We start from the raw sequence: 22,224 nt of genomic DNA, 5'->3' as shown, positions 1-22,224 counted from the left end.
ATAGCCTTTATTCTCAACCTTTCCATCATGGTAAGGTCAAGCCTCGGTCTGCTCAATCAAACCACAGCGTTGACTCTTGATGCAAATCATGTTCTGCCGAACCTTGAGTGAATAGACTGATTCCATCCACAGAGGAGACAGCTATGAGACATCGGAGTCTGGAAATCATCCGTGACGAACACTCTTCGCTCGCCGCCATGCTGCAGTCCATGCGTATGCTGGTTGATCGAGGTCCCGGAGATGATCCGAAGAATTTTTTCGACGTATTGCGTGCGATGCTGTTCTACATAGACGAATTCCCGGAGCGTCTGCATCATCCAAAGGAAACAGAACTGCTTTTCCCCGCAGTGCTGAAAGGCGCGCCGGATACGGCGGTTGCTATCGCCCGCCTGGACCGCGATCATGAATACACCGAAACGGCAGTTCGCGACATCCAGCATTTGCTACTGGGCTGGGAGTTGCTGGGTGAATCTCGGCGCCAGGTGTTCACCGAGGCGTTCAAGAAGTACGTCGATCTCTATCTCGATCACATGCGCCTTGAGGAGCAGGAAGTACTGCCCGCGGCTGAAAAATCGCTTAGCGATGCCGAGTGGAAGGCTCTTGACGACGCTTTCGAGAAAAACTGCGATCCGCTCACTGGCAAGTACAAGCCCGAGGCAATGTACGACCGTCTTTTCACGCGCATCGTGATGCAGGCGCCGGCGCCCATTGGTCTGGGCGAGTAAAAGTCTATTCCAGCGAAACCGCATTCTTCTCGCGACGGCGGGAAGGATCGGGTGCGTGCTGCGTTGATCCAAAGGCGCCTTTGGTTTCCCACTGTATTTCTTCTTTTTCTACTTATATAAATAGATAGTTGTAGTAGAAGCCTGTGGGTTTGTGGAGAAGTAAGAATTTTCCAATGGTGATAATGGCTTGAGGTAGAAAACCGGGTGTGTGCAAGATGCCGCTGGCTTTTCTTGTTTGCAGGGACAACTCGCACCTTGCGCCTTCTTCTGTGGATAACTAGGCAGTTGCACCGGTTTTTTCCACAGACTTGCCAAAGCCCGGGACCTGATGCTGTTTTAAGAGGGCTTTGTTGAAGTCTTGTACGTCTGTGCTGCATGTGAACTAAACTCCCCCCAAGTATCAAAAGAGTGTATGCACGCTCCAAAATTCATCCATGCCTCATTCGCCCGAAGAAAAAAAGCGTGCCATCACGCGCTTACGCCGCATTCGTGGTCAAGCGGATGCGCTGGAGCGCAGCATTGCCGAAGGCAGTGAATGCGGCCCGGTGCTGCAGCAGCTGGCGGCAATGCGTGGTGCTGTCAACGGGCTCATGGCAGATGTGCTGGAGGGTCATCTGCGCGAATCGTTCGGTCATGCTGACTGCGAGGTAGCCAGCTTGAATGATCCCACGCACGCACATGTGCACGAGACGATCGACGAAGTGGCTTCGCTCGTGCGCAGTTACTTGAGATGAGTTTTCCCATCGCATTCCATTCTCGAAGGCGAAACGTCCAGACCTCGAGAGGGGGAGTGATGGGAGCAGGGGTGCAACCCTACTGACGTTTACAGGTTCAACCAAAGGAGAGATGTTCATGAAATCCCGTGCAGCTGTTGCATTCGAGGCTGGCAAACCGTTGCAGATCGTCGAGATCGATGTCGCTCCGCCCAAGGCTGGCGAGGTGCTGGTCAAAATTACTCACACCGGCGTATGCCACACCGACGCTTTCACCCTGAGCGGTGATGATCCTGAGGGCATCTTTCCGGCCGTCCTGGGTCATGAAGGCGCTGGTATTGTCGTGGAGTGTGGCGAAGGGGTGACCAGCGTCAAGCCGGGTGACCACGTGATTCCGCTCTACACCGCCGAGTGCGGGGAGTGCCTGTTCTGCAAGAGCGGCAAGACGAACCTTTGCGTGTCTGTGCGCGCTACGCAGGGTAAGGGCGTCATGCCAGACGGCACCACGCGTTTCAGCTACAACGGCCAACCCATCTATCACTACATGGGCTGCAGCACGTTCAGCGAGTACACCGTGGTGGCCGAAGTTTCGCTCGCCAAGGTCAACCCCGATGCCAACCCCGAGCAGGTATGCCTGTTGGGCTGCGGGGTGACCACCGGCCTGGGTGCCGTGAAAAACACCGCCAAGGTGCAGCCTGGCGACAGCGTGGCCGTGTTCGGCCTGGGTGGCATTGGCCTGGCAGTGATTCAGGGGGCCAAATTGGCGGGGGCGGGCCGCATCATCGCCATTGACACCAACCCTGGAAAATTTGACCTGGCCAGAACCTTCGGCGCCACCGATTGTGTGAACCCGAAGGATCACGACAAGCCCATCCAGCAAGTGATTGTTGAAATGACTGGCTGGGGTGTGGATCACAGCTTTGAGTGCATCGGCAATGTGCAGGTGATGCGCGCCGCTCTGGAGTGCGCACATCGCGGCTGGGGCCAAAGCGTGATCATTGGCGTGGCGGGTGCGGGCCAGGAAATCAGCACCAGGCCTTTCCAATTGGTCACCGGCCGTCGCTGGTTGGGCACTGCGTTTGGTGGTGTGAAGGGCCGCAGTGAGTTGCCGGGTATGGTGGAAGATGCCATGGCAGGCAAGATTCAGCTTGAGCCCTTCGTTACCCACACCATGCCGCTGACTGAGATCAACGAGGCATTCGACCTGATGCACGAAGGCAAGTCGATTCGCTCCGTGATTCACTACGCTTGAGGCGGGTCGGTCATGAAACGCATTGAACACCATGCCAGCTTCGGTGGCAGCCAGGAGGTGTGGCAACACGCCAGCAAGAGTACCGGCACCGAGATGAAGGTTGCCGTTTACCTGCCGCCCGCAGCTCTGGCTGGTCAAAAGTGTCCTGTGCTCTACTGGCTCTCAGGCCTGACCTGCACGGAGCAAAATTTCATCACCAAGGCCGGTGCCCAGCAGTATGCGGCGGTTCATGGTCTGATTCTGGTGGCACCCGACACCAGTCCACGCGGCGAAGGCGTCGCCAACGACGAGGCGTATGACCTGGGGCAGGGCGCAGGTTTTTATCTCAATGCCACTCAGGCGCCTTGGTCTCGCCATTTCCGGATGGAAGACTATGTGGTGGAGGAGTTGCCCTCACTCATTGAGCAACATTTCCCCGCAAGCTCCATGCGCGGCATTTTCGGCCACAGTATGGGAGGCCATGGTGCACTCACGCTCGCGTTGCGTCACCCTGGGCGCTTTCAGAGTGTGTCAGCCTTTTCCCCCATCGTGGCACCTTCGCGGGTGCCTTGGGGCCGCAAGGCGTTTGCCGCCTATCTGGGAGAAGACACTGCGGCATGGAAAGCGCACGATGCAGTGGAATTGATTTCCTCCAGCCAAGTGCGTGTGCCGTTGTTGGTGGATCAAGGCGATGCAGATGAATTCCTGGCAGAGCAACTCAGGCCGGAGTTGTTGAGGGAGGCTTGCGAGAAGACGGGTCACGCGCTCACGTTGAACATGCGGCCAGGTTACGACCACAGTTACTATTTCATCGCCAGCTTCATGGAGCAACACGTTGCGCATCATGCCCGGGCTCTTCTTGGCTAGGCATATTTAACTGTCGCTAAGTGTCGTTAAGTGAAAGTAAGCTAGTCTAAGTTTTGTTTTAAACCCAAGGTCGCTCGGAAATTTTGAGTTTTGAGGGCCGGGCGTGGGGGCTTGTCATGCTGACGGGCCCCCACGCCAATCAGTTAGCGTTGTTGATCTTTCGATGGTGTGGTGGGCACTTGCCCGTCGCCAGATGACGGCGAAGAAGATGGGGCTTTGGATGTGCCGGCTGACGGCATGGCTGGCGTCAAGTCTGTAGGCAAACCGGTGTCGGGAGAATCCCGACGTCCTGCTTGCGAGGAGTCGCTCTTTTTAGGGGAGCTGCCAGGAGTGGCTGTGAGGCCCGAGGGGGCGGCGGCATTCTCGGGTGGTTGGCTTTGAGCGCCGCCCTTGGCGCCAGACTGTGCCATGAGAGGCACGTTCCAGGCCAATGCTGTGGTCATCAATACGATTGCTGGAAGATTACGCGTGGTTCGCTTGGTCATCAGCGTGAACCCTTTCAGGTGTTGAACACGCTGTCCAGTTTGCCAGCCGATCGCGTTACATGCCGGTTGAAAACGTTGTAGTTGTAAAGTCGTGTTCACGACCTCGCGAGGCGATCGTGAAAACGTTCTGACGATGTGCGGAATCTTCCTGCGGCGCTCACACGTGCCTGACGCGCAGAACACTGCACACACTGGCCACCAGCGCGCAAAAAGCTCCCACAGAAAGCGCGATGATGGGGCCTTGGGCATTCTCGTGGGGGTGCCATATGCTGAATATGTAGGCCACCAGAATCGCACCCATGGTTTGACCGCTCAGCCGGGCAGTTCCGATCATGCCGCCAGCTGCGCCACTTCGGTGGCGGGGTGATGTGGTCACGATGGTATGGTTGTTGGGTGACTGAAACAGGCCGAACCCAAACCCGCACAGGGCCATGCGCCATGCCACGTCGACATCCGTCGGAGTGCCGGGCAACAAGGCCAGAAGTGCCAGGCCTATAGACATCAGAATCATGCCGATGCCTCCTAGCAGGCCGGCTGGTATTCGGCCTATCAAACGGCCCGCGACCGGCGCCACCACCACAATAGCCAGCGGCCAAGCGGAGATGAGAAGACCTGTTTTCCAGTGCGTGAAGCCATAGCTTTCCAGCAACAGGAAGGGGAGGGCGACGAAGGCCAGCATCTGCGCGCAGAACGCGCTGACGGAGGATCCCATGGAGAGCGCGAAAATGGGCAAGCGCAACAAGTCCACGGGAAACAACGGTGCAATAAGCTTTCTCTGCCGCTGAATATAGAACACGCCCACGAGGACGCCGGTTATCAGCAGCATCAAGCCGTCCCGTGGCAGCGGATCCTCGCCTCCGCCTGCCATGCCCAGCCGGTCGACGCCCACGAAAATCAGCGCGAACATCAGGATGTTCAACACCACATCGAGCGGCGAAATGCGTGCTGCAGAGGAAGCTGCAGCGTGGTTGGTTGGCAGCACGTGCCATCCGAGAGTTAGCACCAGCATGCCCAGCGGCAGGTTGATCGCCAGTAGCCAGGGCCAGGATGCCACGGAGAGGATCGCTGCTGCCAGCGAAGGTCCTGCAACCGATGCTGTGGCGACCACCATCGAATTGAGCGCAACCCCCTGCCCAGGAGAGCTGCCGGATAGACCTGCCGCACCAGTGCCGTGCTGACGCTCATGAGGCCGGCCGCGCCTATTCCTTGCAAGGTCCGCGCGAGTATCAGTGTGCTCAGATTCGGAGCCAGAATGGCTCCCAGCGAGGCCAGTGAGAACAGGGCTATTCCGGCCAGGTACACGCGCCGGTAGCCAAGCAGGTCGCCCAGGTTGGCTAACGGGAGCAGCAGCGTTAGGGCCGCGATCTGATAGGCATTGACCACCCAGATCGATTGCGCGGCACTGGCATTCATGTCACGTGCTATGTCGGGCAGCGCAAGGTTTAGCAAGGTGGTGTCAAGTACCGACACCGTGATGCCCAGCAGCAGGACGAGTATTGCGCGCAGGCGCTGTGGAGCGGGCAAGCCGTCCTCAAGGTTGCCATGCGCGGCAGGTGCGCCGCTCCGCATCAGTCAAGCGTCGGGTAGTCGATATATCCGTGTTCGCCCCCGCCATACATGGTGGCTTTGTCCACGCCAACGTAGGGCCCGCCACGGCGAATGCGTTCGGACAGGTCGGGCATGCTGATGAACGCCTTTCCAAAGGCGACCAGATCCGCCAGGCCGCTTTCAATCGATTGCTCCGCCAAGGTCGGGTCGTAGCCGTTGTTCACCATCCAGGCGCTGCGGCCCCCAGCTTGACGGAAAGCGGCCTTCATGGCCCCGTAGTCGAATGGTTGCCCCTCCACTTCACGCGGGCCGCCCGTGGCGCCTTCGATCACATGCACGTAGGCCAGACCCAATGGAGCGATCTGTCGAATCAGGTAATCGAACAGGGGTTGGGGATCGGCATCAAAAATGTCGTTGGCTGGCGTGACCGGCGAGATGCGCAGCCCGACTCGGTCGTGTCCGACGGCATCTGCCACGGCGCGGGTGACTTCCAGCATCAGGCGGGCCCGGTTCTCGATGCTGCCGCCGTAGTCGTCCTGCCGTTGGTTCGCACCGCTCTTGAGGAATTGTTCGAGCAGGTAGCCGTTGGCACCGTGGATCTCCACACCGTCGAACCCGGCCGACTGTATCGCGTTGCGTGCCGCGGCCGCGTACTCGTGTACCAGAGGCGGAATTTCGTGGCGATGGAGCGCGCGCGGCTCGCTCGTGGGCGCAAAACCGTTTTGGCCTTCGTCGTCGATCAAGTAGGTCTTTGTATTGGCGCGGATGGCTGACGGGGCTACGGGCGGCTCGTTATGCGGCTGCAGCGCAATATGGGACACCCGTCCCACGTGCCATAGCTGGCAGTAAATCTTGCCGCCTGCCGCGTGTACAGCCTTCGTCACCTTCTTCCAGCCGTCGAGTTGCTCGGTGCCATATAGCCCCGGCACGTCGGCGTAGCCCTGGGCCTGGGCGGTGATGGCGGTGCCTTCGCTGATGATCAGGCCGGCGCCGGTGTCCGGGTTGGCACGCTGGGCGTAATACTCGACCATCATCGGCGTTGGAATTGCATTCGGAGCGCGGTTGCGTGTGAGCGGAGCCATGACAATTCGATTGGCGACTTCGATGGCGCCAACCCTGGCAGGGGAGAACAGCTTGGATTTCATGCCGGGTTCGTAGAAAGATTGGAAACAACTGACTAGACCCTGCTGCACAGGTGTCTGGATCACAGCATTTTGCGCCACCTGAGGCGCTGCTGCACGACAATGGGGACAACATGCCTGCCGCCTCACCTTTGCGTCACCTTCTGCTGATTGCCTTCGCACTATCGTTGGGCGCAGCGGTCTCCCTCGGCATCACGCGCTTCGCTTATGCGCTGCTGCTGCCGGTCATGCGCGACGACCTCGGTTGGAGTTACACCATTGCCGGCGGCATGAACACCGCCAACGCGGCCGGATACTTGCTGGGCGCCATGCTCACTCCGCGGCTCATGCGCCGGTTCGGAGCTGCGGCTGTCCTCCTGGCCGGCGCACTGCTGGCCAGTGGGTTCATGGCGGCATCTGGGTTTTTCACGGGCGCTTGGCCATTGTTGCTGCAGCGGCTCCTGGCGGGCGTGGCCAGCGCCTTCGTGTTCGTGGCAGGGGGTTTGATGGCCGCTCGCCTGGGTGCACGGGCGCCTGCCCATGCGGGGCTGCTGCTGGGTGTGTACTACGGCGGTACGGGTTGGGGCATTGTTGTATCTGCGTTGGGTGTACCGTTGATTCTCCAGGCGGCTGTCCAGGTGCCGCACGGCTGGTCCTGGGCGTGGTGGGGGCTGGCACTGGTTTGTGTGGCCGCCACGGCGGTGCTGGCGTGGCCAGCGCGGGTGCTTCATAGGCATGAATTCCCCGCATCAAATCCGCAGGCTTCGAACGCGGCATCTCCTGGCCAGACGCGCCTGCCGTGGGGGGCTATGGCGCCAGCGCTCGCAGCTTACACGTTGTTCGGGGTGGGCTATATCGGCTACATGACCTTTGTGATCGCCTTGCTGCGAGAGCAAGGCGTCAGCAGCGGGGCCGTGACCGTGTTCTATGCCCTGCTGGGGCTGACGGTAGTCGCTTCGGCGCGTATCTGGGCCGGTCTGCTTGATCGTGCCAAGGCTGGCGGTGCGCTGGCGTTGCTGAATGCGCTGCTAGGCGTAGCCACCATCTTGCCCGCGCTCACGGGCGCGTGGCCGGTCGTGCTGGCCTCGGGTCTCCTGTTTGGAGGTGTGTTTCTGTCTCTGGTGGCTTCGACCACGGCTTTCGTTCGTCACAATCTACCCGATGCTCAGTGGGCAGCGGGGATCAGTGCCTTTACCATTGTGTTTGCCTTCGGTCAGATTGTGGGCCCGACCATGGTCGGCTGGGTTGCCGACGGGTCGGGCGGGCTGTCACGCGGGTTGCTCTACTCCGCGGGTGCACTATGGTTGGGCGCGCTCTTGGCGTGCCGGCAAAAACCTATAGCGTCCACCCGAACACGTTCATGAGAAAAATAAACTTAAGTCATTGATTTGACAGTAAGTAAATGTTTTTTCTGTGGGTGTGAGGCCCCAGTGGGGCCTGTGAAGCTCTTAAATCAGCCCTTCAGCCTTCATGGCGGCTTGAACTGCCGGGCGCGCGCCCACGCGTTCGCGATATGCCACCAGGTTTTTCAGGCCTGACAAATCGATCCCCATGGGCTTGGCCCAGTTGGTGACTGTGAAAAGGTAGCCGTCTGCCACGGTGAAATTGTCACCCATCAGGTACTGCTTGCCTTCCAGCAGGCCATCTACGTGCTGCAAACGCTCCAGAAGCCTGGCTTTGAAGGCCTGCTTAGCTTCATCGGGCATGGCAGGGTTGAACAGCGGGCCAAAGCTCTTGTGAATCTCGGTGCCGATAAAGTTGAGCAGGCTCTGCAACTTGTAGCGTTCAACCGTGCCGTTAGGCGGCGCGAGTTTCTTGTCCGGCGCCTGATCGGCGATGTATTGCACGATCGCGGGGCCTTCGCTGAATCCGGTGCCGTCGTCAAGCACCAGATAAGGCACGTAACCCAGCGGGTTGACCTTCCTGTAGTCGCTGCCATCCGGCAGCACCTTGGTCTTGGTGGGAGCCGAAATGGCCTCGTATTTCAGGCCGGCTTCCTCCAGTGCAATATGGGGCGAAAGTGAGCAGGCTCCGGCGGAATAGTAAAGCTTCATGAGGTTCCTTTTTTGCATGTAATTGGGTTGCGATCAAGGATGACCTGCATAGCCCCCGCGCTGTCATAGACCGCAGGGAGATAGGCAACTCATCCTCAACACAGGGCTGAGCGTAACAAACGTCGCGCAATCTTGCAGTGGCGGCTTTCAAGTCATGACGGCGCCGTCGTCAACTAGCTGTAGCTCTCTCCAGGCAGCTGAGATAGTGCATGGCATGCACCCCTTGATCTTCCTGCGGCCCACACATCTCAAGTGAGGGGCGTAACCCCCGGCAAACCGCAGGACGCTCCGGCTGGCCGAACAAGCGGCAGCGCAGTGCCTCATCCAGCTGCACACACGGCACGCCTGCCGGCTTTCCGTGTGGCATGCCAGGAATGGACGAGCTGATGGAAGGCGCGATGCAGCAAGCCCCACAATGCGGCCGGCAGGAAATGCTGGTCAAGGATACAACCCGCGTAACTCCCTCGCATGCAGAATGCGGGTACAGGCCACAATAAAGGTGGCGGTGCGCAGGCTCACTTTATGTTGCTGGGCAGTTTGCCAAACCGCCGCGAAGGCGTCCTTCATGATTTTGATCAGGCGTTGGTTGATTTCGTCCTCGCTCCAGAAGAAGCTGGAAAAATCCTGCACCCACTCAAAATAGCTCACGGTCACGCCACCGGCGTTGGCAATCACGTCGGGCACCACCAGCACGCCTTTGTCCTGCAAGATGTCGTCGGCTTCCGGCGTAGTTGGCCCGTTGGCCCCTTCGATCACCATTTTGGCTTTCACCTGGCCAGCGTTGTCCTTGGTCAACTGGCCTTCCAGCGCTGCAGGAATAAGAATGTCACACTTGCAGCCCCAGAACTCGGCCGTGCTGATGGATTCACTTCCCTTGAAGCCCGCCACGCCGCCGGTCTTGGCTACGTGTTCAAGCAGCTTGGGTACGTCCAGCCCTTTGTCGTTGCTGACCGCACCAGTGTGATCCTGCACCGCCACCACCAGGGCTCCAGCCTCTGAGAACAGCTTGCCGGCCGTTCCCCCTACGTTCCCAAAGCCCTGCACGGCGACCCGTGCACCTTCCACGGAAAGACCAATCTGCGCCGCTGCTTCGGTTGCGATGGTGAACACGCCGCGTCCGGTTGCTTCGCGCCGGCCTAGTGAGCCGCCTATGTCGACCGGCTTGCCGGTGACCACGCCGGATGCCGTGGCCCCTACGTTCATTGAATAGGTATCCATCATCCAGGCCATCACCTGCTCGTTGGTGTTGACGTCCGGAGCGGGAATATCCTTGTTCGGCCCGATGATGATGCCAATCTCCGACGTATAGCGGCGAGTCAGGCGCTCCAGCTCTGATCTGGAAAGCAGCCGGGGATCAACGCGAACTCCGCCCTTGGCGCCGCCATAGGGGACGTTGACTGCGGCGTTTTTTACAGACATCCAGGCGGCCAGAGCCATGACTTCAGAAAGAGTGACGTCCTGGTGAAAACGCACACCGCCCTTGCCGGGGCCGCGGCTAACGTTATGCTGCACGCGGTAGCCTTCAAAGTGAGCTATGGTGCCGTTGTCCATCTCGATCGGAACGTCGACGATCAAGGCTCGTTTAGGGCGCTTGAGTGTTTCCACCCAGCGCGCCAGGCTACCCAGGTAAGGCGTCACACGATCGATCTGCTTGAGATAGATGCCCCAGGGCCCCAGATGCTCCGAGTCCAGGTAGGACGGCAGCGCGTGAACCGGCGTGACAGACGCTGCGACCGATTTTGCAGCAATTTTCTTGGTGGCCATGAGATCTCCTCTTGATTGCCAGAGACGAAGCTTAACCCGGCTGGGCCCAACTATTCCTTGACCTTGGCAATGGTTCTCAACGACGGAGCTCATTGATTCAACGAAGGGCGAATAAAATGTTGAAAATTATTAACGTGTGCAATTGAGCTATTCACTCCGCACAGGCATGATGGTGCGATTCCCGCGCCCAATGCCATGGTGATCAGCGATTACTCGGGGTTTGACGTCTCTCCGCTGAACTCGATCCCCGAACGCTACACGATCCAAACCATGCAGCACAGCCGCCTTCAGTACAAGGACGCGCTGCACATTCGCATAGCACATGATCTACCCTAGAACTTTTGACGTCATTGTGGTCGGTGGTGGCCATGCTGGCACCGAGGCTGCCCTTGCGGCCGCCCGCATGGGTGCGGCTACGCTGCTACTTACCCACAATATTGAAACCCTGGGGCAGATGAGCTGCAATCCCAGCATTGGAGGCATTGGCAAAGGCCACCTCGTCAAAGAGGTTGATGCTCTCGGCGGGGCCATGGCCATCGCAACTGATGAGGGCGGTATTCAGTTCCGCATTCTCAACAGCAGCAAGGGGCCGGCTGTGCGAGCAACGCGCGCCCAGGCAGACCGTATCCTCTACAAAGCAGCCATTCGCCGTCGCCTGGAAAACCAGCCTAATCTCTGGCTTTTTCAGCAAGCGGTGGATGACCTGATGGTAGAGGGTGATCGGGTCGTCGGGGCCGTCACGCAGGTGGGTATCGCTTTTCGCAGCCGAACGGTGGTGCTGACTGCAGGCACTTTTCTGGACGGCCGCATTCATGTGGGGCTGGACAACTATCAGGCTGGCCGAGCGGGCGACCCTCCGGCCGTGTCTCTGTCTGCCCGGTTGAAAGAATTGAAGTTGCCTCAAGGCCGGCTCAAGACCGGCACGCCACCTCGGCTTGATGGCCGTAGCATTGATTTCAGCCAATGCGAAGAACAGCCTGGCGATCTTGAGCCCGTTCCGGTGTTCAGTTTCATGGGAAGGGCGGACATGCATCCGCGCCAAGTACCGTGCTGGATCACGCACACCAACGCACGTACTCACGACATCATCCGAAGTGGGTTTGACCGCAGTCCCATGTTCACGGGAAAAATTGAGGGGGTTGGCCCACGCTATTGCCCCAGTGTGGAAGACAAAATCAACCGGTTTGCGGACAAAGAGAGCCACCAGATATTCCTGGAACCGGAGGGGCTTGATACGCACGAGATCTACCCAAATGGCATATCCACGAGTTTGCCGTTTGATGTGCAGTACGAGTTGGTCCGTTCCATGAAGGGTCTGGAGAATGCGCACATCCTGCGGCCAGGGTATGCCATTGAGTACGATTACTTCGATCCCCGCTCGCTCAAGAGCAGCTTTGAAACCAAGCAAATTTCCGGTCTGTTTTTTGCAGGGCAGATCAACGGTACCACGGGCTACGAAGAGGCTGCCGCGCAAGGGTTGTTTGCCGGCATTAACGCCGCCTTGCAATGCCGCGACGAAGAACCCTGGCTTCCACGCCGGGATGAGGCCTACCTGGGGGTGCTGGTAGATGATTTGATCACCAAGGGCGTTACCGAGCCGTACCGCATGTTCACGAGCAGGGCGGAGTTCCGTCTCCAACTGCGAGAAGACAACGCTGACATGCGGCTCACTGAGACAGGTCGGCGTTTGGGGTTGGTCGACGATGCGCGCTGGGACGCCTTCAGCCGCAAGCGCGACGCTGTTTCACGTGAAACATCCCGCTTGAAGAGTACTTGGGTCAACCCTAAGAACTTGCCTGCTGCAGAATCCGAGCGGGTGCTCGGTAAAGCTATCGAGCATGAACACAACCTGTTTGACTTGTTGCGCCGGCCTGAAGTGCGGTACGCAGACTTGATGTCCCTTGATGGCGGTAAGTACGCATCCGCTGATGTTTCACGTGAAACATTGAACGCCTTGACAGAGCCGGTTATCGAGCAGGTGGAAATTGCGGCTAAGTACTCCGGATACATTGAGCGACAAAAGGAAGAGGTCGAACGAGCTGCCTATTACGAGAACCTCAGGCTGCCGGCCAGCTTCGATTACTTGGGTGTTTCCGCGCTTTCGATCGAAGTGCGGCAGAAACTGCAGAAGCATCGGCCGGACACCTTGGGGCAGGCATCACGCATTTCGGGTGTGACGCCTGCAGCCATATCTTTGCTTCTGATTCACTTGAAGAAGAGCGGGTTCAAGGGCTTCAATGGGGCGGCTTCAAAGCAAGAGGAAGAGGCAGTATGAGCCGACTTGCGTTGCAGCCGCAGTTGGAAGCCGGTTTGGCGGCTTTTGGCTTGAGTCTGACGGACCACCAGCGCCAGCAGTTGCTTTCCTACCTGGAGCTACTAGGTAAGTGGAATAAGGTTTACAACCTCACGGCGGTACGTGATCCGGCGGAAATGTTGACACATCACCTCCTGGATAGTCTTGCCGTTATCAGTCCGTTGCGTAGGCACACGCAGGGAAGGGCGGCTCGAATACTGGATGTCGGATCTGGTGGCGGCTTGCCTGGTGTGGTGATTGCTATTTGCTGTCCGGAAATTAGTGTGACCTGTGTAGATGCAGTGGCCAAGAAGACGTCGTTCATTCAGCAGGCTGCATCCACCCTGGGGTTGCCAAACCTGAAAAGCCTTCACGCCAGGGTTGAGACGGTGGCGGAGCGCTTTGATGTCGTCACTTCTCGTGCCTTCGCCTCGCTGGCGGATTTCACCGAGTGGTCTAAGAATGCGTTGGCAGAGCAGGGCATATGGCTGGCCATGAAGGGGCGGCACCCGGATGATGAGTTGACGCAGTTGTCACCGACGGTGAAGGTGTTTCACGTGGAACATCTGGATGTGCCGGGGCTGGACGCCGAGAGGTGCCTCGTCTGGATGAGGCTGGAAGATTCGGCTCATCCGTAGGCTTGGCGGACGAGGTGGGTTGCCAGTGGTCCGACCCATCACTCATCGCTAGTCGATTCAAACAGGTGAATCCGCGGGTGCTCTGGAGGGGGTCTCTTTGTTTGGATTCTGGCCTCTGTTCCGCTGGAAGGGGAGAAGGTGGCCAGAGAATTTAAACATCATGGAGTCGGATCAATAGACGTGGATCAGTCAGGCTAAGCTGCGAACGCGATCGGAGACCAACGCCTGGTTCTCAGACGCCTTGCGGGTCGATCGAAAGAGGGCGACTTTCACTTCTGGAGTCGGTCGCACTTGGAGCGTCGAAAGCGATAATTGGATCCGACGAGGACAGGCTGTCCGGGTTTCGCAAGCCTATAGCCCGTCTAAGAGGAATGGCAGGTGCTTATGGCAAAATCGTTTCAATCAACCCTGCAACTGTAGGAGCGGCTTTAGAGCTTCCCAGGCCCCTTGGGGGCGCCCGGCGTTCTGAGGAGAAACAAAGAGGGGTTGCTTGTAGGAGCGGCTTCAGCCGCGATCGGTTTCCTTCCGAGCACGAGACGCCAGTGATGATGGTGACCCTTCGCGGCTGAAGCCGCTCCTACAAAGGCAGGGATGATGGAGGTCGTTTTGGGCTTTCAAAGTTTTGTTTCTCATGAGGGTGTCGCAAAACTACTCCTTCCCCCACTGGGGGCGCCCGGCGTAGGGGAAGGTTGGGATGGGGGCACGCACGGCACCAAAACAAGGCAGTGACTACGAAATGCTCCGAGAGCCCCCACCCTGACCTCCCCTCAGCCGGGCGCCCCCAGCGGGGAGGGGCCATTCAGTCAACCACTTTTACGACACCCTCTGAAGCCGCTCCTACGGGAAATATCCTTCTCAAGGTCAGGTCCTTGCCTTAAGAAAGTGTCATTCCATCTAAGGGTCAATAGGTCTGCGAAAAAATGAACCGCTGTGACTCATTTGCATTCGGCGATTTCCAAGTCCGACAGGCTCCTGGCTTCACTCCTGGTGTGGTGGCCGTGTTTCACGTGAAACATCTGGTCCCGCCGAGGTTTTCTAGGGGCCCAGAGGTTGATCTTTGAGATGCAATCACTGGCTTCCACAAGTGGCAATAGGGCTGTCTATCGGGGTTTGAAACTTCATTTTTGAAGAGAATGGACGCAAGGCCGGTACACTCGCCTTGTTGCTCTTGGTAAATCCCATGCTCGCCATCATTGATTACCCCGCTTTTGCTCTAGCCGTCCTGGTGTTCCTGGCGATCCCTGGTCCTGGCAACCTGGCGCTCATCTCCAGTACGGCGCAGGGAGGTATTCGAGGGGGTTGGCAGCCACGCTGGGTGTGATTGCGGGTGACCAGATTCTTCTGTGGTGCGCTGTCGCCGGTGTGGCGACCATGCTCAAGGCATACCCTGCGGCATTTTCTGCTGTGCAGTGGCTGGGTGCCGCTTACCTTGCTTGGCTAGGTCTTCGCATGCTCATGGCCAAACCCGGGGAGGGAGCCGTTCTCAAGCTGGCCCCCCACCATTTTGCCAAGCAGGCATTTTTCATTACCTTATTGAATCCGAAGGCCATTGTGTTTTATATGGCCTTCTTTCCCTTGTTTGTCGACCCTGCTCGGCAACCGGGTTTTCTCACATTTGGCGCCATGGCTTTGACCATTGCCGTGCTGACATTCTTGTACGGATCGACGGCGACGTTGATATCGCATTACATGGCCGAACGCATGCGCGCCAACCCGCGCATCTCCGGTGTTCTCACCAAGCTCGCAGGAGTCTTCCTGATTGGCTTTGGCGTACGGTTGGCACTCACTAAATAGGCGAACGCTTCCTTTCATGGCGCAAATTTTCTGCATCGCAAACCAAAAAGGCGGCGTCGGCAAGACGACCACCACCGTCAACCTGGCCGCAGGCCTGGCCAAGATCGGCCAGCGCGTGCTGCTGGTCGATCTGGACCCACAGGGTAATGCCACCATGGGCTCTGGCGTCGACAAGCGCACCATGGAACTCTCTGTCTACGACGTGCTTCTGGAGTCTGCCAGCGTGGCTGAAGCCGCCGTCGTTCCGTCGAAGCTGCAAGAGGCGGGGGCAAGCTACGCGGTGCTTGGAGCCAATCGGGAACTGGCAGGTGCCGAGGTGGAACTGGTCGCGGAGGAGAGGCGCGAGCGTCGGCTGAAAGATGCCTTGGCGAAAGTGGATGCCGATTACGATTTCGTACTGATCGATTGCCCTCCGTCCCTGAGCATGCTCACGCTGAATGGGCTGTGCGCCGCCAAAGGCGTGATCGTGCCCATGCAGTGCGAATACTTTGCACTGGAAGGACTGGCTGACCTCACCAACACCATTAAGCAGGTTCATGCCAACCTGAACCGCGACCTTCGCCTGATTGGGCTACTGCGGGTCATGTTTGATCCTCGCATCACGCTGCAACAACAGGTCAGCGAGCAACTCAAGAGCCATTACGGCTCCAAGGTCTTCGACGCCATCATTCCACGCAACGTGCGCCTGGCCGAAGCACCGAGCTACGGCTTGCCAGGTGTATTGTTCGATTCCTCTGCCAAGGGCAGCCAGGCATTCCTGGCTTTTGCGCAAGAATTGGTGGAGCGCGGACTGCATGATTAATTTTTGCTATTAATAGAGTAGCAAACATATGGCACCCCAAGTCTTCAATCTTCCGGGTTGGCAAGGCAGCGGCCCAGAACACTGGCAAAGCCGCTGGGAGTTGCTGCATGGCTACTCGCGTGTAGAGCAGCACGACTGGATGCGCCCCCTGCGCGGAGACTGGACGGCGCGGCTGGAAGAAGTGGTGCTCGCGAGTAGGGCGCCCGTTATGCTGGCGGCCCATAGCCTTGGTTGCATTCTTGTCTCATGGTGGGCCGCGCATTCGCGGCACACAGACCGCGTCGTGGGGGCACTGCTCGTGGCACCACCCGATGTCGAGCGCGAGGACAACCGACAAGTGCTTCATGGCTGGGCGCCCATTCAGCGTCAGCCCTTGCCATTCAAGAGTGTGGTGGTTGCCAGCAGCGATGATTCTTTTTGCAGCCTGGACCGAGCCAGCCACTTCGCTGCCGGGTGGGGAGCGAGTCTCTATCATCTGGGCGCCAAGGGGCACATCAACGCTGATTCGGGTCTGGGCGATTGGGATGAAGGGCACGCACTGTTGCTCGATCTGAAGCACGCAAAGTGCTGAGGCGCTATCGTTCAGTCTGAACTGCCATCTGCCTGGAGCTTTCCATGAAACCCGCCTTGCTCATCGTCGACATGCAACAGGCCCTGTGCCAGGGTGAGGCACAGCCTTTTGATTGCAAAGGGGTCATCGGGAGGATCAACGAACTTGCCCGGGCCGCGCGTGCTGCACAAGTTCCGGTCATCTGGGCGCAACATGAAAATGCGGCTCGACTGCGGTCCGGCACCCCAGGATGGGAGATAGCCAAGGGCCTGGAGGTAGATCCTGCGGATCTGCGCGTTTCCAAGGCCACGCCCGATGCCTTCAATGGCACAGGCCTGGAAGCCCTGTTAAAAGAACGGGCTGTCGACACCCTGATTATTTGCGGTATCCATACCGAATTCTGCATCGACACCACTTGTCGCCGAGCGCTCGCGCTGGGGTGGCCTGTGCTGCTGGCGCAAGATGCGCACACATCGGCGGGAAATGCGGTGCTAGCGCCCGAACAGGTCATTGCCCATCACAACGCGACGCTCACCGCCATCGCCAGCTACGGCCCGCGTGTGCAGACATGGCCCACGGAAGCACTGCTGCACGCCCTAAATTCACTATAAACACAGTCACATGGTTACCAAAAAACCCAAAGGCCTAGGTCGCGGTCTCGATGCGTTGCTCGGTCCGAGCCTTTCTCAGAACGCGGCAGATGGCGCCCAGCAACCTACTCCGGCCGGCACGCCGATGATGCTGCCGCTTGACGAGATGTGTCCTGGTTACTACCAGCCACGCACGCGCATGGACGAAGGGGCTCTGTACGAGTTGGCCGAATCCATCAAGTCGCAAGGCATCATGCAGCCCATTCTGGTCCGGCGCTTGGGTGCCAATGGGGTGAATGGTTCCAAGCGCAATTCTGGCGAATCATCAAATGCTATAAATAATATAGCAAACTACGAAATCATCGCAGGCGAACGCCGATTCCGAGCGGCACGGCTGGCGGGGCTGGCCGAGGTGCCGGTGCTAGTGCGCGAAGTGCCTGACGAGGCCGCGGCTGCCATGTCGTTGATCGAAAACATCCAGCGCGAGGACTTGAACCCTCTAGAGGAAGCGCAGGGCCTGCAAAGGCTGGTCAATGAATTTTCGTTGACGCACGAGCAGGCCGCCCAGGCAGTAGGGCGTAGCCGCAGCGCAGCGAGCAATCTGCTGCGCTTGCTGCAGTTGGCCGACCCCGTGCAAACCATGCTCATGGCGGGCGACATTGACATGGGTCACGCGCGAGCACTACTGGCGCTCGAAGGTGCGGCGCAAATCACTGCGGCCAATCAAGTCAGCGCCAAGAAAATGTCGGTGCGTGAAACGGAAGGCTTGGTCAAGCGACTGAGCGCCGAATTCAACCTCACCGCGCCGCGCAAGCCCGCAGGCGAAGCGGAGAAATCAGGAGATGTGCGACGCGTTGAGGAAGAATTGTCCGATCTGCTGATGGCGCAGGTCGAAGTGCGGGTGAAAAAGAAAGCCAAGCGCGCCGGCAAGCTCGAGCATTCCGGCGAACTGGCAGTGCAGTTTGCGTCCCTGGAAGAACTGAACGGCCTGATCGACCGTCTTCGGGGATCCTGAAGGAGCTACATGAGGGCCGAACCCCTGGAGCACCTGCAGCGCTCCGAAGGTCGGCAAACTGAGCGTATCCCGAAGTCTTCAGACGGCGAACACTTTCCCCGGATTCATGATGTTGTCCGGGTCCAGTGCCCGCTTGATCGTTCGCATCACGCTCATCGCACCCTCTCCAGCTTCTTCTTCCAGAAACCCCATTTTGTGCAGGCCCACACCGTGCTCGCCGGTGCAAGTGCCACCTACACGGAGGGCGCGCGTGACGACTTGATGGTTGAGTTGCTCCGCACGCGCGCGTTCCGCATCATCATCCGGGTCGATGAGATACCCCACGTGGAAGTTGCCGTCACCCACGTGCCCAACCAGAAAGTACGGAATTCCGCTGTCATCCGCCTCGCGCACGGTATCCAGCAGGACATCGGCCAGGCGTGAAATGGGCACGCAGGTGTCGGTGGTGATACAGCGGCTACCCGGGCGGCTTTGCACGGCGGCAAAGTAAGCGTTGTGCCGAGCCGTCCACAGGCGCGTGCGTTCCTCGGGCGTGTCGGCCCACTCAAAGTCATCGCCATCGTGTTCGCGTGCAATCTCCTGCACGGTTTCGGCTTGCTCCTTCACTCCCGCGGGCGAACCGTGGAATTCCATCAACAGCATGGGCTCCTCGCGCAGAGTGAGTTTGCTATGCCGGTTGACGGCACGCACACTGTTCGCATCGATCAGCTCCACGCGTGCGATGGGCACACCAAGCTGAATGGTCGCGATCACCGTATTGACAGCCTCGGCAATGCTAGGAAAGCTGCATATGGCGGCTGAAACGGCCTCGGGCAGCGGGTAGATGCGCAAGGTAACTTCTGTGACCACACCCAGCGTCCCTTCGCTGCCCACGAACAGGCGCGTCAGATCGTAGCCGGCACTACTCTTTCGTGCGCGCGTGCCGGTGCGAATGACTTCGCCGCTGGCGGTGACCACTTCCAGCGCCAGCACGTTTTCACGCATGGTGCCATAACGCACAGCGTTGGTGCCGCTGGCTCGGGTGGCCGTCATGCCGCCAATGCTGGCATCGGCCCCTGGATCGATCGGAAAGAATAATCCCGTGCTCTTGATCTCTTCATTGAGCTGCTTGCGCGTGACACCCGGTTGCACCGTCACCGTGAGGTCCTCCGCGTTGATCGAGAGCACCTTGTTCATGCGGGTGAGATCAAGGCTGACGCCACCTTGCACGGCCAGAAGATGTCCTTCCAGCGACGAACCCACGCCGTAAGGAATCACGGGCACCTTGTGGGCCGCGCACATCCTGACAGCGTCCTGCACGTCCTGTGTACTCTCGGCGAACACGACGGCAGATGGCGGTGGCACCGTGGTGAAAGCCGATTCGTCGCGCCCGTGCTGCTCACGCATCGCAAGCGCTGTCGACAGATTGCTCCCAAAACGCTTGTGGAGGGATTCAAGCAAAGCGGCCGGTGTTTCACGTGGCTTGATCTCGGGCTTCAAATGGGCGGGCTGGGTAGGGGCGTTCATGGAGCATTCCTTCTTGCTGAGCTGGCTTTCAGTTTACGACCAACGTCCTCATCGGACACTCATCGGGCGTGTCCGACAGTTGTTTCCGGGGTAAAGTCCCCGTATGACTGACCGTTACGCCGTTATCGGCAATCCTATCGACCATAGCAAGTCACCGTTGATCCATGGGCTGTTCGCACAGGCGACCGGCCAAGACTTGCATTACACCGCTCTCCTTGGCGAGACAACGCCCGGCGGTTTCGCCCGGGCCGCGAATGCCTTTCGCGCTGCTGGCGGCAGAGGCTTGAACGTCACGGTGCCGTTCAAGACCGACGCCTTTGCCTATGCCACTGAGCTTTCGCCAGACGCACAGCTGGCCGGCGCCGTGAACGCCCTGAAGTTTGAGGGCGATCGGGTGCTGGGGCAGAACTTCGACGGCATCGGCCTGGTTCGCGATGTGGAGCGTAACCTGGGTCTGGCGATCGCGGGCCAGCGCGTGCTCGTGCTCGGGGCGGGTGGTGCCACGCGCGGCGCATTGTTGCCTTTGGCGCGAGCGGGTGCCTCGCTCATCGTAGTCGCCAACCGCACCGCCGAAAAAGCCAAAATACTGGCGCAAACCTTTGTTCCGCATGCCGGCGGTACTACGGTCGAAGGGTGTGGGCTAGGCGCTCTGGAAGATCGGGTTTTCGACATCGTGTTCAATGCCACTTCAGCGTCGCTCAGCGCCGAGCTGCCCGTTATTTCCCCTTCAGTCTTCGCGCCTGGCGCGCTTGCGTACGATCTGGTTTACGGTAAGGGCTTAACGCCCTTTTTGCGTCTTGCGCGTCAGGCCGGTTGTGCCCAAGTGGTGGATGGTGTGGGCATGCTGGCCGAACAGGCGGCAGAGGCATTCGAATGGTGGCGTGGCGTGAGGCCTGACACGCGCGATGTGATCGCACGCCTCACCGTGCCATTAACCTGATCAGAATTGGAAAACAGACATGGGAAAGCGCCTGACGCAAATTGCCACCCGAACTGGGGATGACGGCACCACTGGCCTGGGCAACAACACGCGTGTGTCAAAAGACAGCCTTCGTGTGCATGCCATGGGCGATGTCGACGAACTCAACAGCCATATCGGTCTTCTGCTGTGCGAAGACATGCCAGCTCTTGTGCGTGAACTATTGATCGATATTCAGCACCAGCTTTTCAACCTGGGTGGAGAGCTCTCCATCCCTGGGTTTGAGCTGCTCAAGGCCGACGCGTTGCTTGCGCTGGATCAGGCACTGGAGGCCCACAATGCCCAATTACCGCGCTTGCAGGAATTCATCCTCCCTGCAGGCACCCGCGCTGCGGCTCAGGCGCACGTCTGCCGTACCGTGGCCCGCCGGGCGGAGCGAGCCGTTGTGGCCTTAGGTCAGGCTGAAGAGCTGCGCGACGCGCCTCGTCAGTACCTGAATCGATTGTCGGACCTGCTGTTCGTCCTGGCTCGCGTGCTCAACCGTCATCGGCCAGACGGCAGCGCCGGAGACGACATCTACTGGCGCAGTGAGCGCCTCGCTCGCTACGCTGAAGAATAGGAACGCGTTCACGCTCAAGGAGCGCGTGCAGAGCATTCCCCGAGTCTCCCGTCATCTCCGCTCGTTCTCGTCATCCCCGGAGCGCCGGCCGCCGGATCGCCGGATCGCCGGCCGCCGGCCGCCGCGAAGGCAGGGGATCCAGTGCAGCCTCTCCATCACCCCTGGATTCCAGGCTTGAGCAAAAATGACGGAGAGGGCGCTGCTCACTCAAGCTTCAATGCCGCCTGCGCAGCAGGGCGTGCAAAAGAATGGCTCCAAATGTCGCGGTGCCAATACCCCCCAACGCGAAACTGCCGAACTTCAGGGTGAAGTCTCCCGTACCCAGCACCAGGGTGATGGCAGCCGTAATCAGGTTCGCCGGATTGGTAAAGTCGACCTTGTTGTCGACCCAGATTTTTGCGCCCGCTATGGTGATCAGACCGAACACCACAATCGACACCCCGCCCATCACGGGCAGCGGAATCGCCTGGATCAGCGCCCCGAACTTCGGAGAAAAGCCCAGCACCAAGGCAACCAGCGCCGCCACCACGAACACTGCGGTTGAATAGATGCGCGTGGCTGCCATCACGCCGATATTTTCCGCATACGTGGTGACACCCGTGCCGCCAGCTGACCCACTTACCATGGTGGCGATCCCGTCTCCGATGAACGCCCGGCCGATATAGGGATCCAGATTGCGGCCAGTCATAGCCGTCACGGCCTTGATGTGTCCGAGGTTCTCAGCCACCAGGATCAGCGCAACAGGTGCGATAAGCAGCATGGCATTGGCCTCAAACACCGGTGCCGTAAATTTCGGCAAGCCCAGCCAGGCCGCGTTGATGATGCCGGAAAAATCCATGGGCTTGCCCATGCCCATGCCGTTGGCCAGTACCAGGTAGATCAGCGAGGCCAGCCCCAGTCCAACGAGGATCAGCAGACGCTGCACCATGCCCTTGGTGAATACGGCGACCAGACCCACACAAATGAAAGTGACCGCTTGCATCCAGCTGT

Annotated in this window: 21 protein-coding genes and 2 pseudogenes (1 of these 23 only partly in view); 15 read left to right on the top strand and 8 right to left on the bottom strand. The window is 59.1% G+C overall.

Features of this window, described 5'->3' with window-relative positions:
- Nucleotides 1-143 precede the first annotated feature (143 nt).
- The 4 genes from AAAK34_RS01765 (at nucleotide 144) to fghA (ending at nucleotide 3,536) form a co-directional block, all read left to right on the top strand.
- Nucleotides 144-725, top strand: a complete 582-nt coding sequence (locus AAAK34_RS01765) for a hemerythrin domain-containing protein (protein ID WP_431777668.1) — start codon at nucleotides 144-146, stop codon at nucleotides 723-725.
- A gap of 434 nt (nucleotides 726-1,159) precedes the next feature.
- The gene (locus AAAK34_RS01760; RefSeq protein WP_231697976.1) at nucleotides 1,160-1,459 is read left to right on the top strand and encodes a metal-sensing transcriptional repressor; all 300 of its coding nucleotides are present in this window, start codon (nucleotides 1,160-1,162) and stop codon (nucleotides 1,457-1,459) included.
- Nucleotides 1,460-1,577: 118 nt separating this feature from the next.
- The gene (locus AAAK34_RS01755) at nucleotides 1,578-2,690 is read left to right on the top strand and encodes an S-(hydroxymethyl)glutathione dehydrogenase/class III alcohol dehydrogenase (protein ID WP_231697977.1); all 1,113 of its coding nucleotides are present in this window, start codon (nucleotides 1,578-1,580) and stop codon (nucleotides 2,688-2,690) included.
- Between the two features lie 12 nt (nucleotides 2,691-2,702).
- On the top strand, nucleotides 2,703-3,536 hold the full coding sequence (gene fghA, locus AAAK34_RS01750; RefSeq protein WP_231697978.1) for an S-formylglutathione hydrolase: 834 nt from the start codon (nucleotides 2,703-2,705) through the stop codon (nucleotides 3,534-3,536).
- A 143-nt stretch (nucleotides 3,537-3,679) separates the two neighbouring features.
- On the opposite strand, the gene AAAK34_RS01745 is transcribed toward fghA, so the two are convergent.
- The 3 genes and pseudogenes from AAAK34_RS01745 to AAAK34_RS01735 all read right to left on the bottom strand — a co-directional run bounded on the left by AAAK34_RS01745 (nucleotide 3,680) and on the right by AAAK34_RS01735 (nucleotide 6,714).
- Nucleotides 3,680-4,021: a hypothetical protein gene (locus tag AAAK34_RS01745; protein ID WP_431777667.1), complete on the bottom strand. Its 342-nt coding sequence runs from the start codon at nucleotides 4,019-4,021 to the stop codon at nucleotides 3,680-3,682.
- Nucleotides 4,022-4,178: 157 nt separating this feature from the next.
- Nucleotides 4,179-5,590: pseudogene (locus AAAK34_RS01740) on the bottom strand (MFS transporter).
- Complete coding sequence (locus tag AAAK34_RS01735; protein WP_231697980.1) at nucleotides 5,590-6,714, bottom strand: alkene reductase; 1,125 nt, start codon at nucleotides 6,712-6,714, stop codon at nucleotides 5,590-5,592. Before AAAK34_RS01735 ends, AAAK34_RS01740 begins: the two are co-directional and overlap by 1 nt.
- A 110-nt stretch (nucleotides 6,715-6,824) precedes the next feature.
- Between AAAK34_RS01735 and AAAK34_RS01730 the strand changes: the two genes are divergently transcribed.
- Nucleotides 6,825-8,054 (top strand): YbfB/YjiJ family MFS transporter, encoded by a 1,230-nt coding sequence (locus tag AAAK34_RS01730; RefSeq protein WP_231697981.1) that lies wholly within the window; start codon nucleotides 6,825-6,827, stop codon nucleotides 8,052-8,054.
- An 84-nt stretch (nucleotides 8,055-8,138) separates the two neighbouring features.
- Here the strand turns inward: AAAK34_RS01730 and gstA are convergent, their stop codons facing one another.
- From gstA to AAAK34_RS01715, 3 genes are all read right to left on the bottom strand, one after another.
- The gene (gene gstA / locus AAAK34_RS01725; protein WP_231697982.1) at nucleotides 8,139-8,744 is read right to left on the bottom strand and encodes a glutathione transferase GstA; all 606 of its coding nucleotides are present in this window, start codon (nucleotides 8,742-8,744) and stop codon (nucleotides 8,139-8,141) included.
- Between the two features lie 169 nt (nucleotides 8,745-8,913).
- Complete coding sequence (locus AAAK34_RS01720) at nucleotides 8,914-9,177, bottom strand: YkgJ family cysteine cluster protein (protein WP_231697999.1); 264 nt, start codon at nucleotides 9,175-9,177, stop codon at nucleotides 8,914-8,916.
- Nucleotides 9,178-9,182: 5 nt separating this feature from the next.
- Nucleotides 9,183-10,508, bottom strand: a complete 1,326-nt coding sequence (locus AAAK34_RS01715; protein ID WP_231697983.1) for a Glu/Leu/Phe/Val family dehydrogenase — start codon at nucleotides 10,506-10,508, stop codon at nucleotides 9,183-9,185.
- Between the two features lie 195 nt (nucleotides 10,509-10,703).
- Here AAAK34_RS01715 and AAAK34_RS01710 point away from each other — a divergent pair, with 195 nt between their 5' ends.
- From AAAK34_RS01710 to AAAK34_RS01675, 8 genes and pseudogenes are all read left to right on the top strand, one after another.
- A complete protein-coding gene (locus tag AAAK34_RS01710) occupies nucleotides 10,704-10,844 on the top strand; it encodes a hypothetical protein (protein ID WP_431777666.1) in 141 nt (46 codons plus the stop codon).
- Nucleotides 10,831-12,783 (top strand): tRNA uridine-5-carboxymethylaminomethyl(34) synthesis enzyme MnmG, encoded by a 1,953-nt coding sequence (gene mnmG / locus AAAK34_RS01705; RefSeq protein WP_231697984.1) that lies wholly within the window; start codon nucleotides 10,831-10,833, stop codon nucleotides 12,781-12,783. The genes AAAK34_RS01710 and mnmG overlap by 14 nt, the downstream gene beginning before the upstream one ends.
- Nucleotides 12,780-13,439 carry a 16S rRNA (guanine(527)-N(7))-methyltransferase RsmG gene (rsmG, locus tag AAAK34_RS01700; protein WP_231697985.1) on the top strand — a complete coding sequence of 220 codons (660 nt, stop codon included), beginning with the start codon at nucleotides 12,780-12,782 and terminating at the stop codon, nucleotides 13,437-13,439. Before mnmG ends, rsmG begins: the two co-directional genes overlap by 4 nt.
- Before the next feature lie 1,180 nt (nucleotides 13,440-14,619).
- Nucleotides 14,620-15,233 (top strand): annotated as a pseudogene (locus AAAK34_RS01695) (LysE family transporter).
- 16 nt (nucleotides 15,234-15,249) lie between these two features.
- Nucleotides 15,250-16,035, top strand: coding sequence for an AAA family ATPase (locus tag AAAK34_RS01690; protein ID WP_231697987.1), 786 nt, complete (start codon nucleotides 15,250-15,252; stop codon nucleotides 16,033-16,035).
- 28 nt (nucleotides 16,036-16,063) lie between these two features.
- Entirely contained in the window at nucleotides 16,064-16,606 is a 543-nt protein-coding gene (locus AAAK34_RS01685) for an alpha/beta hydrolase (RefSeq protein WP_231697988.1), read from the top strand.
- A 44-nt stretch (nucleotides 16,607-16,650) separates the two neighbouring features.
- Nucleotides 16,651-17,196, top strand: a complete 546-nt coding sequence (locus tag AAAK34_RS01680) for a cysteine hydrolase family protein (RefSeq protein ID WP_231697989.1) — start codon at nucleotides 16,651-16,653, stop codon at nucleotides 17,194-17,196.
- A 10-nt stretch (nucleotides 17,197-17,206) separates the two neighbouring features.
- The gene (locus AAAK34_RS01675; protein ID WP_231697990.1) at nucleotides 17,207-18,190 is read left to right on the top strand and encodes a ParB/RepB/Spo0J family partition protein; all 984 of its coding nucleotides are present in this window, start codon (nucleotides 17,207-17,209) and stop codon (nucleotides 18,188-18,190) included.
- Nucleotides 18,191-18,268: 78 nt separating this feature from the next.
- Here the strand turns inward: AAAK34_RS01675 and AAAK34_RS01670 are convergent, their stop codons facing one another.
- A complete protein-coding gene (locus AAAK34_RS01670) occupies nucleotides 18,269-19,696 on the bottom strand; it encodes an FAD-linked oxidase C-terminal domain-containing protein (protein WP_231697991.1) in 1,428 nt (475 codons plus the stop codon).
- 103 nt (nucleotides 19,697-19,799) lie between these two features.
- Here AAAK34_RS01670 and aroE point away from each other — a divergent pair, with 103 nt between their 5' ends.
- Nucleotides 19,800-20,636, top strand: coding sequence for a shikimate dehydrogenase (aroE, locus tag AAAK34_RS01665; protein WP_231697992.1), 837 nt, complete (start codon nucleotides 19,800-19,802; stop codon nucleotides 20,634-20,636).
- A gap of 19 nt (nucleotides 20,637-20,655) precedes the next feature.
- Entirely contained in the window at nucleotides 20,656-21,234 is a 579-nt protein-coding gene (locus tag AAAK34_RS01660) for a cob(I)yrinic acid a,c-diamide adenosyltransferase (protein ID WP_231697993.1), read from the top strand.
- Between the two features lie 214 nt (nucleotides 21,235-21,448).
- Here AAAK34_RS01660 and AAAK34_RS01655 read toward each other — a convergent pair whose 3' ends face one another.
- Nucleotides 21,449-22,224, bottom strand: partial view of a solute carrier family 23 protein gene (locus AAAK34_RS01655; RefSeq protein WP_231697994.1) — the 3' portion only. Its footprint extends 511 nt past the window's final position; the window shows 776 of its 1,287 coding nt (coding positions 512-1,287); the start codon falls outside the window, past its right edge — the gene reads right to left on this strand; the stop codon is at nucleotides 21,449-21,451.

The organism is Ottowia caeni (genome assembly GCF_050821495.1).
Taxonomy (GTDB): domain Bacteria; phylum Pseudomonadota; class Gammaproteobacteria; order Burkholderiales; family Burkholderiaceae_C; genus Ottowia; species Ottowia caeni.
The sequence above is the reverse complement of the archived record's forward strand: the minus strand, read 5'-3'. Positions and strand labels throughout refer to the sequence as shown.

Excerpts from the sequence above, each read along its gene's own strand:
- gstA (WP_231697982.1), bottom strand. The coding sequence starts at position 8,744 with ATGAAGCTTTACTATTCCGCCGGAGCCTGCTCACTTTCGCCCCATATT.
- AAAK34_RS01715 (WP_231697983.1), bottom strand. The coding sequence starts at position 10,508 with ATGGCCACCAAGAAAATTGCTGCAAAATCGGTCGCAGCGTCTGTCACG.
- AAAK34_RS01760 (WP_231697976.1), top strand. The coding sequence starts at position 1,160 with ATGCCTCATTCGCCCGAAGAAAAAAAGCGTGCCATCACGCGCTTACGC.
- AAAK34_RS01765 (WP_431777668.1), top strand. The coding sequence starts at position 144 with ATGAGACATCGGAGTCTGGAAATCATCCGTGACGAACACTCTTCGCTC.
- rsmG (WP_231697985.1), top strand. The coding sequence starts at position 12,780 with ATGAGCCGACTTGCGTTGCAGCCGCAGTTGGAAGCCGGTTTGGCGGCT.
- aroE (WP_231697992.1), top strand. The coding sequence starts at position 19,800 with ATGACTGACCGTTACGCCGTTATCGGCAATCCTATCGACCATAGCAAG.
- AAAK34_RS01735 (WP_231697980.1), bottom strand. The coding sequence starts at position 6,714 with ATGAAATCCAAGCTGTTCTCCCCTGCCAGGGTTGGCGCCATCGAAGTC.
- AAAK34_RS01710 (WP_431777666.1), top strand. The coding sequence starts at position 10,704 with ATGGTGATCAGCGATTACTCGGGGTTTGACGTCTCTCCGCTGAACTCG.
- mnmG (WP_231697984.1), top strand. The coding sequence starts at position 10,831 with ATGATCTACCCTAGAACTTTTGACGTCATTGTGGTCGGTGGTGGCCAT.
- AAAK34_RS01675 (WP_231697990.1), top strand. The coding sequence starts at position 17,207 with ATGGTTACCAAAAAACCCAAAGGCCTAGGTCGCGGTCTCGATGCGTTG.
- AAAK34_RS01685 (WP_231697988.1), top strand. The coding sequence starts at position 16,064 with ATGGCACCCCAAGTCTTCAATCTTCCGGGTTGGCAAGGCAGCGGCCCA.
- AAAK34_RS01660 (WP_231697993.1), top strand. The coding sequence starts at position 20,656 with ATGGGAAAGCGCCTGACGCAAATTGCCACCCGAACTGGGGATGACGGC.
- AAAK34_RS01680 (WP_231697989.1), top strand. The coding sequence starts at position 16,651 with ATGAAACCCGCCTTGCTCATCGTCGACATGCAACAGGCCCTGTGCCAG.
- AAAK34_RS01730 (WP_231697981.1), top strand. The coding sequence starts at position 6,825 with ATGCCTGCCGCCTCACCTTTGCGTCACCTTCTGCTGATTGCCTTCGCA.
- AAAK34_RS01670 (WP_231697991.1), bottom strand. The coding sequence starts at position 19,696 with ATGAACGCCCCTACCCAGCCCGCCCATTTGAAGCCCGAGATCAAGCCA.
- AAAK34_RS01690 (WP_231697987.1), top strand. The coding sequence starts at position 15,250 with ATGGCGCAAATTTTCTGCATCGCAAACCAAAAAGGCGGCGTCGGCAAG.
- AAAK34_RS01745 (WP_431777667.1), bottom strand. The coding sequence starts at position 4,021 with ATGACCAAGCGAACCACGCGTAATCTTCCAGCAATCGTATTGATGACC.
- AAAK34_RS01755 (WP_231697977.1), top strand. The coding sequence starts at position 1,578 with ATGAAATCCCGTGCAGCTGTTGCATTCGAGGCTGGCAAACCGTTGCAG.
- fghA (WP_231697978.1), top strand. The coding sequence starts at position 2,703 with ATGAAACGCATTGAACACCATGCCAGCTTCGGTGGCAGCCAGGAGGTG.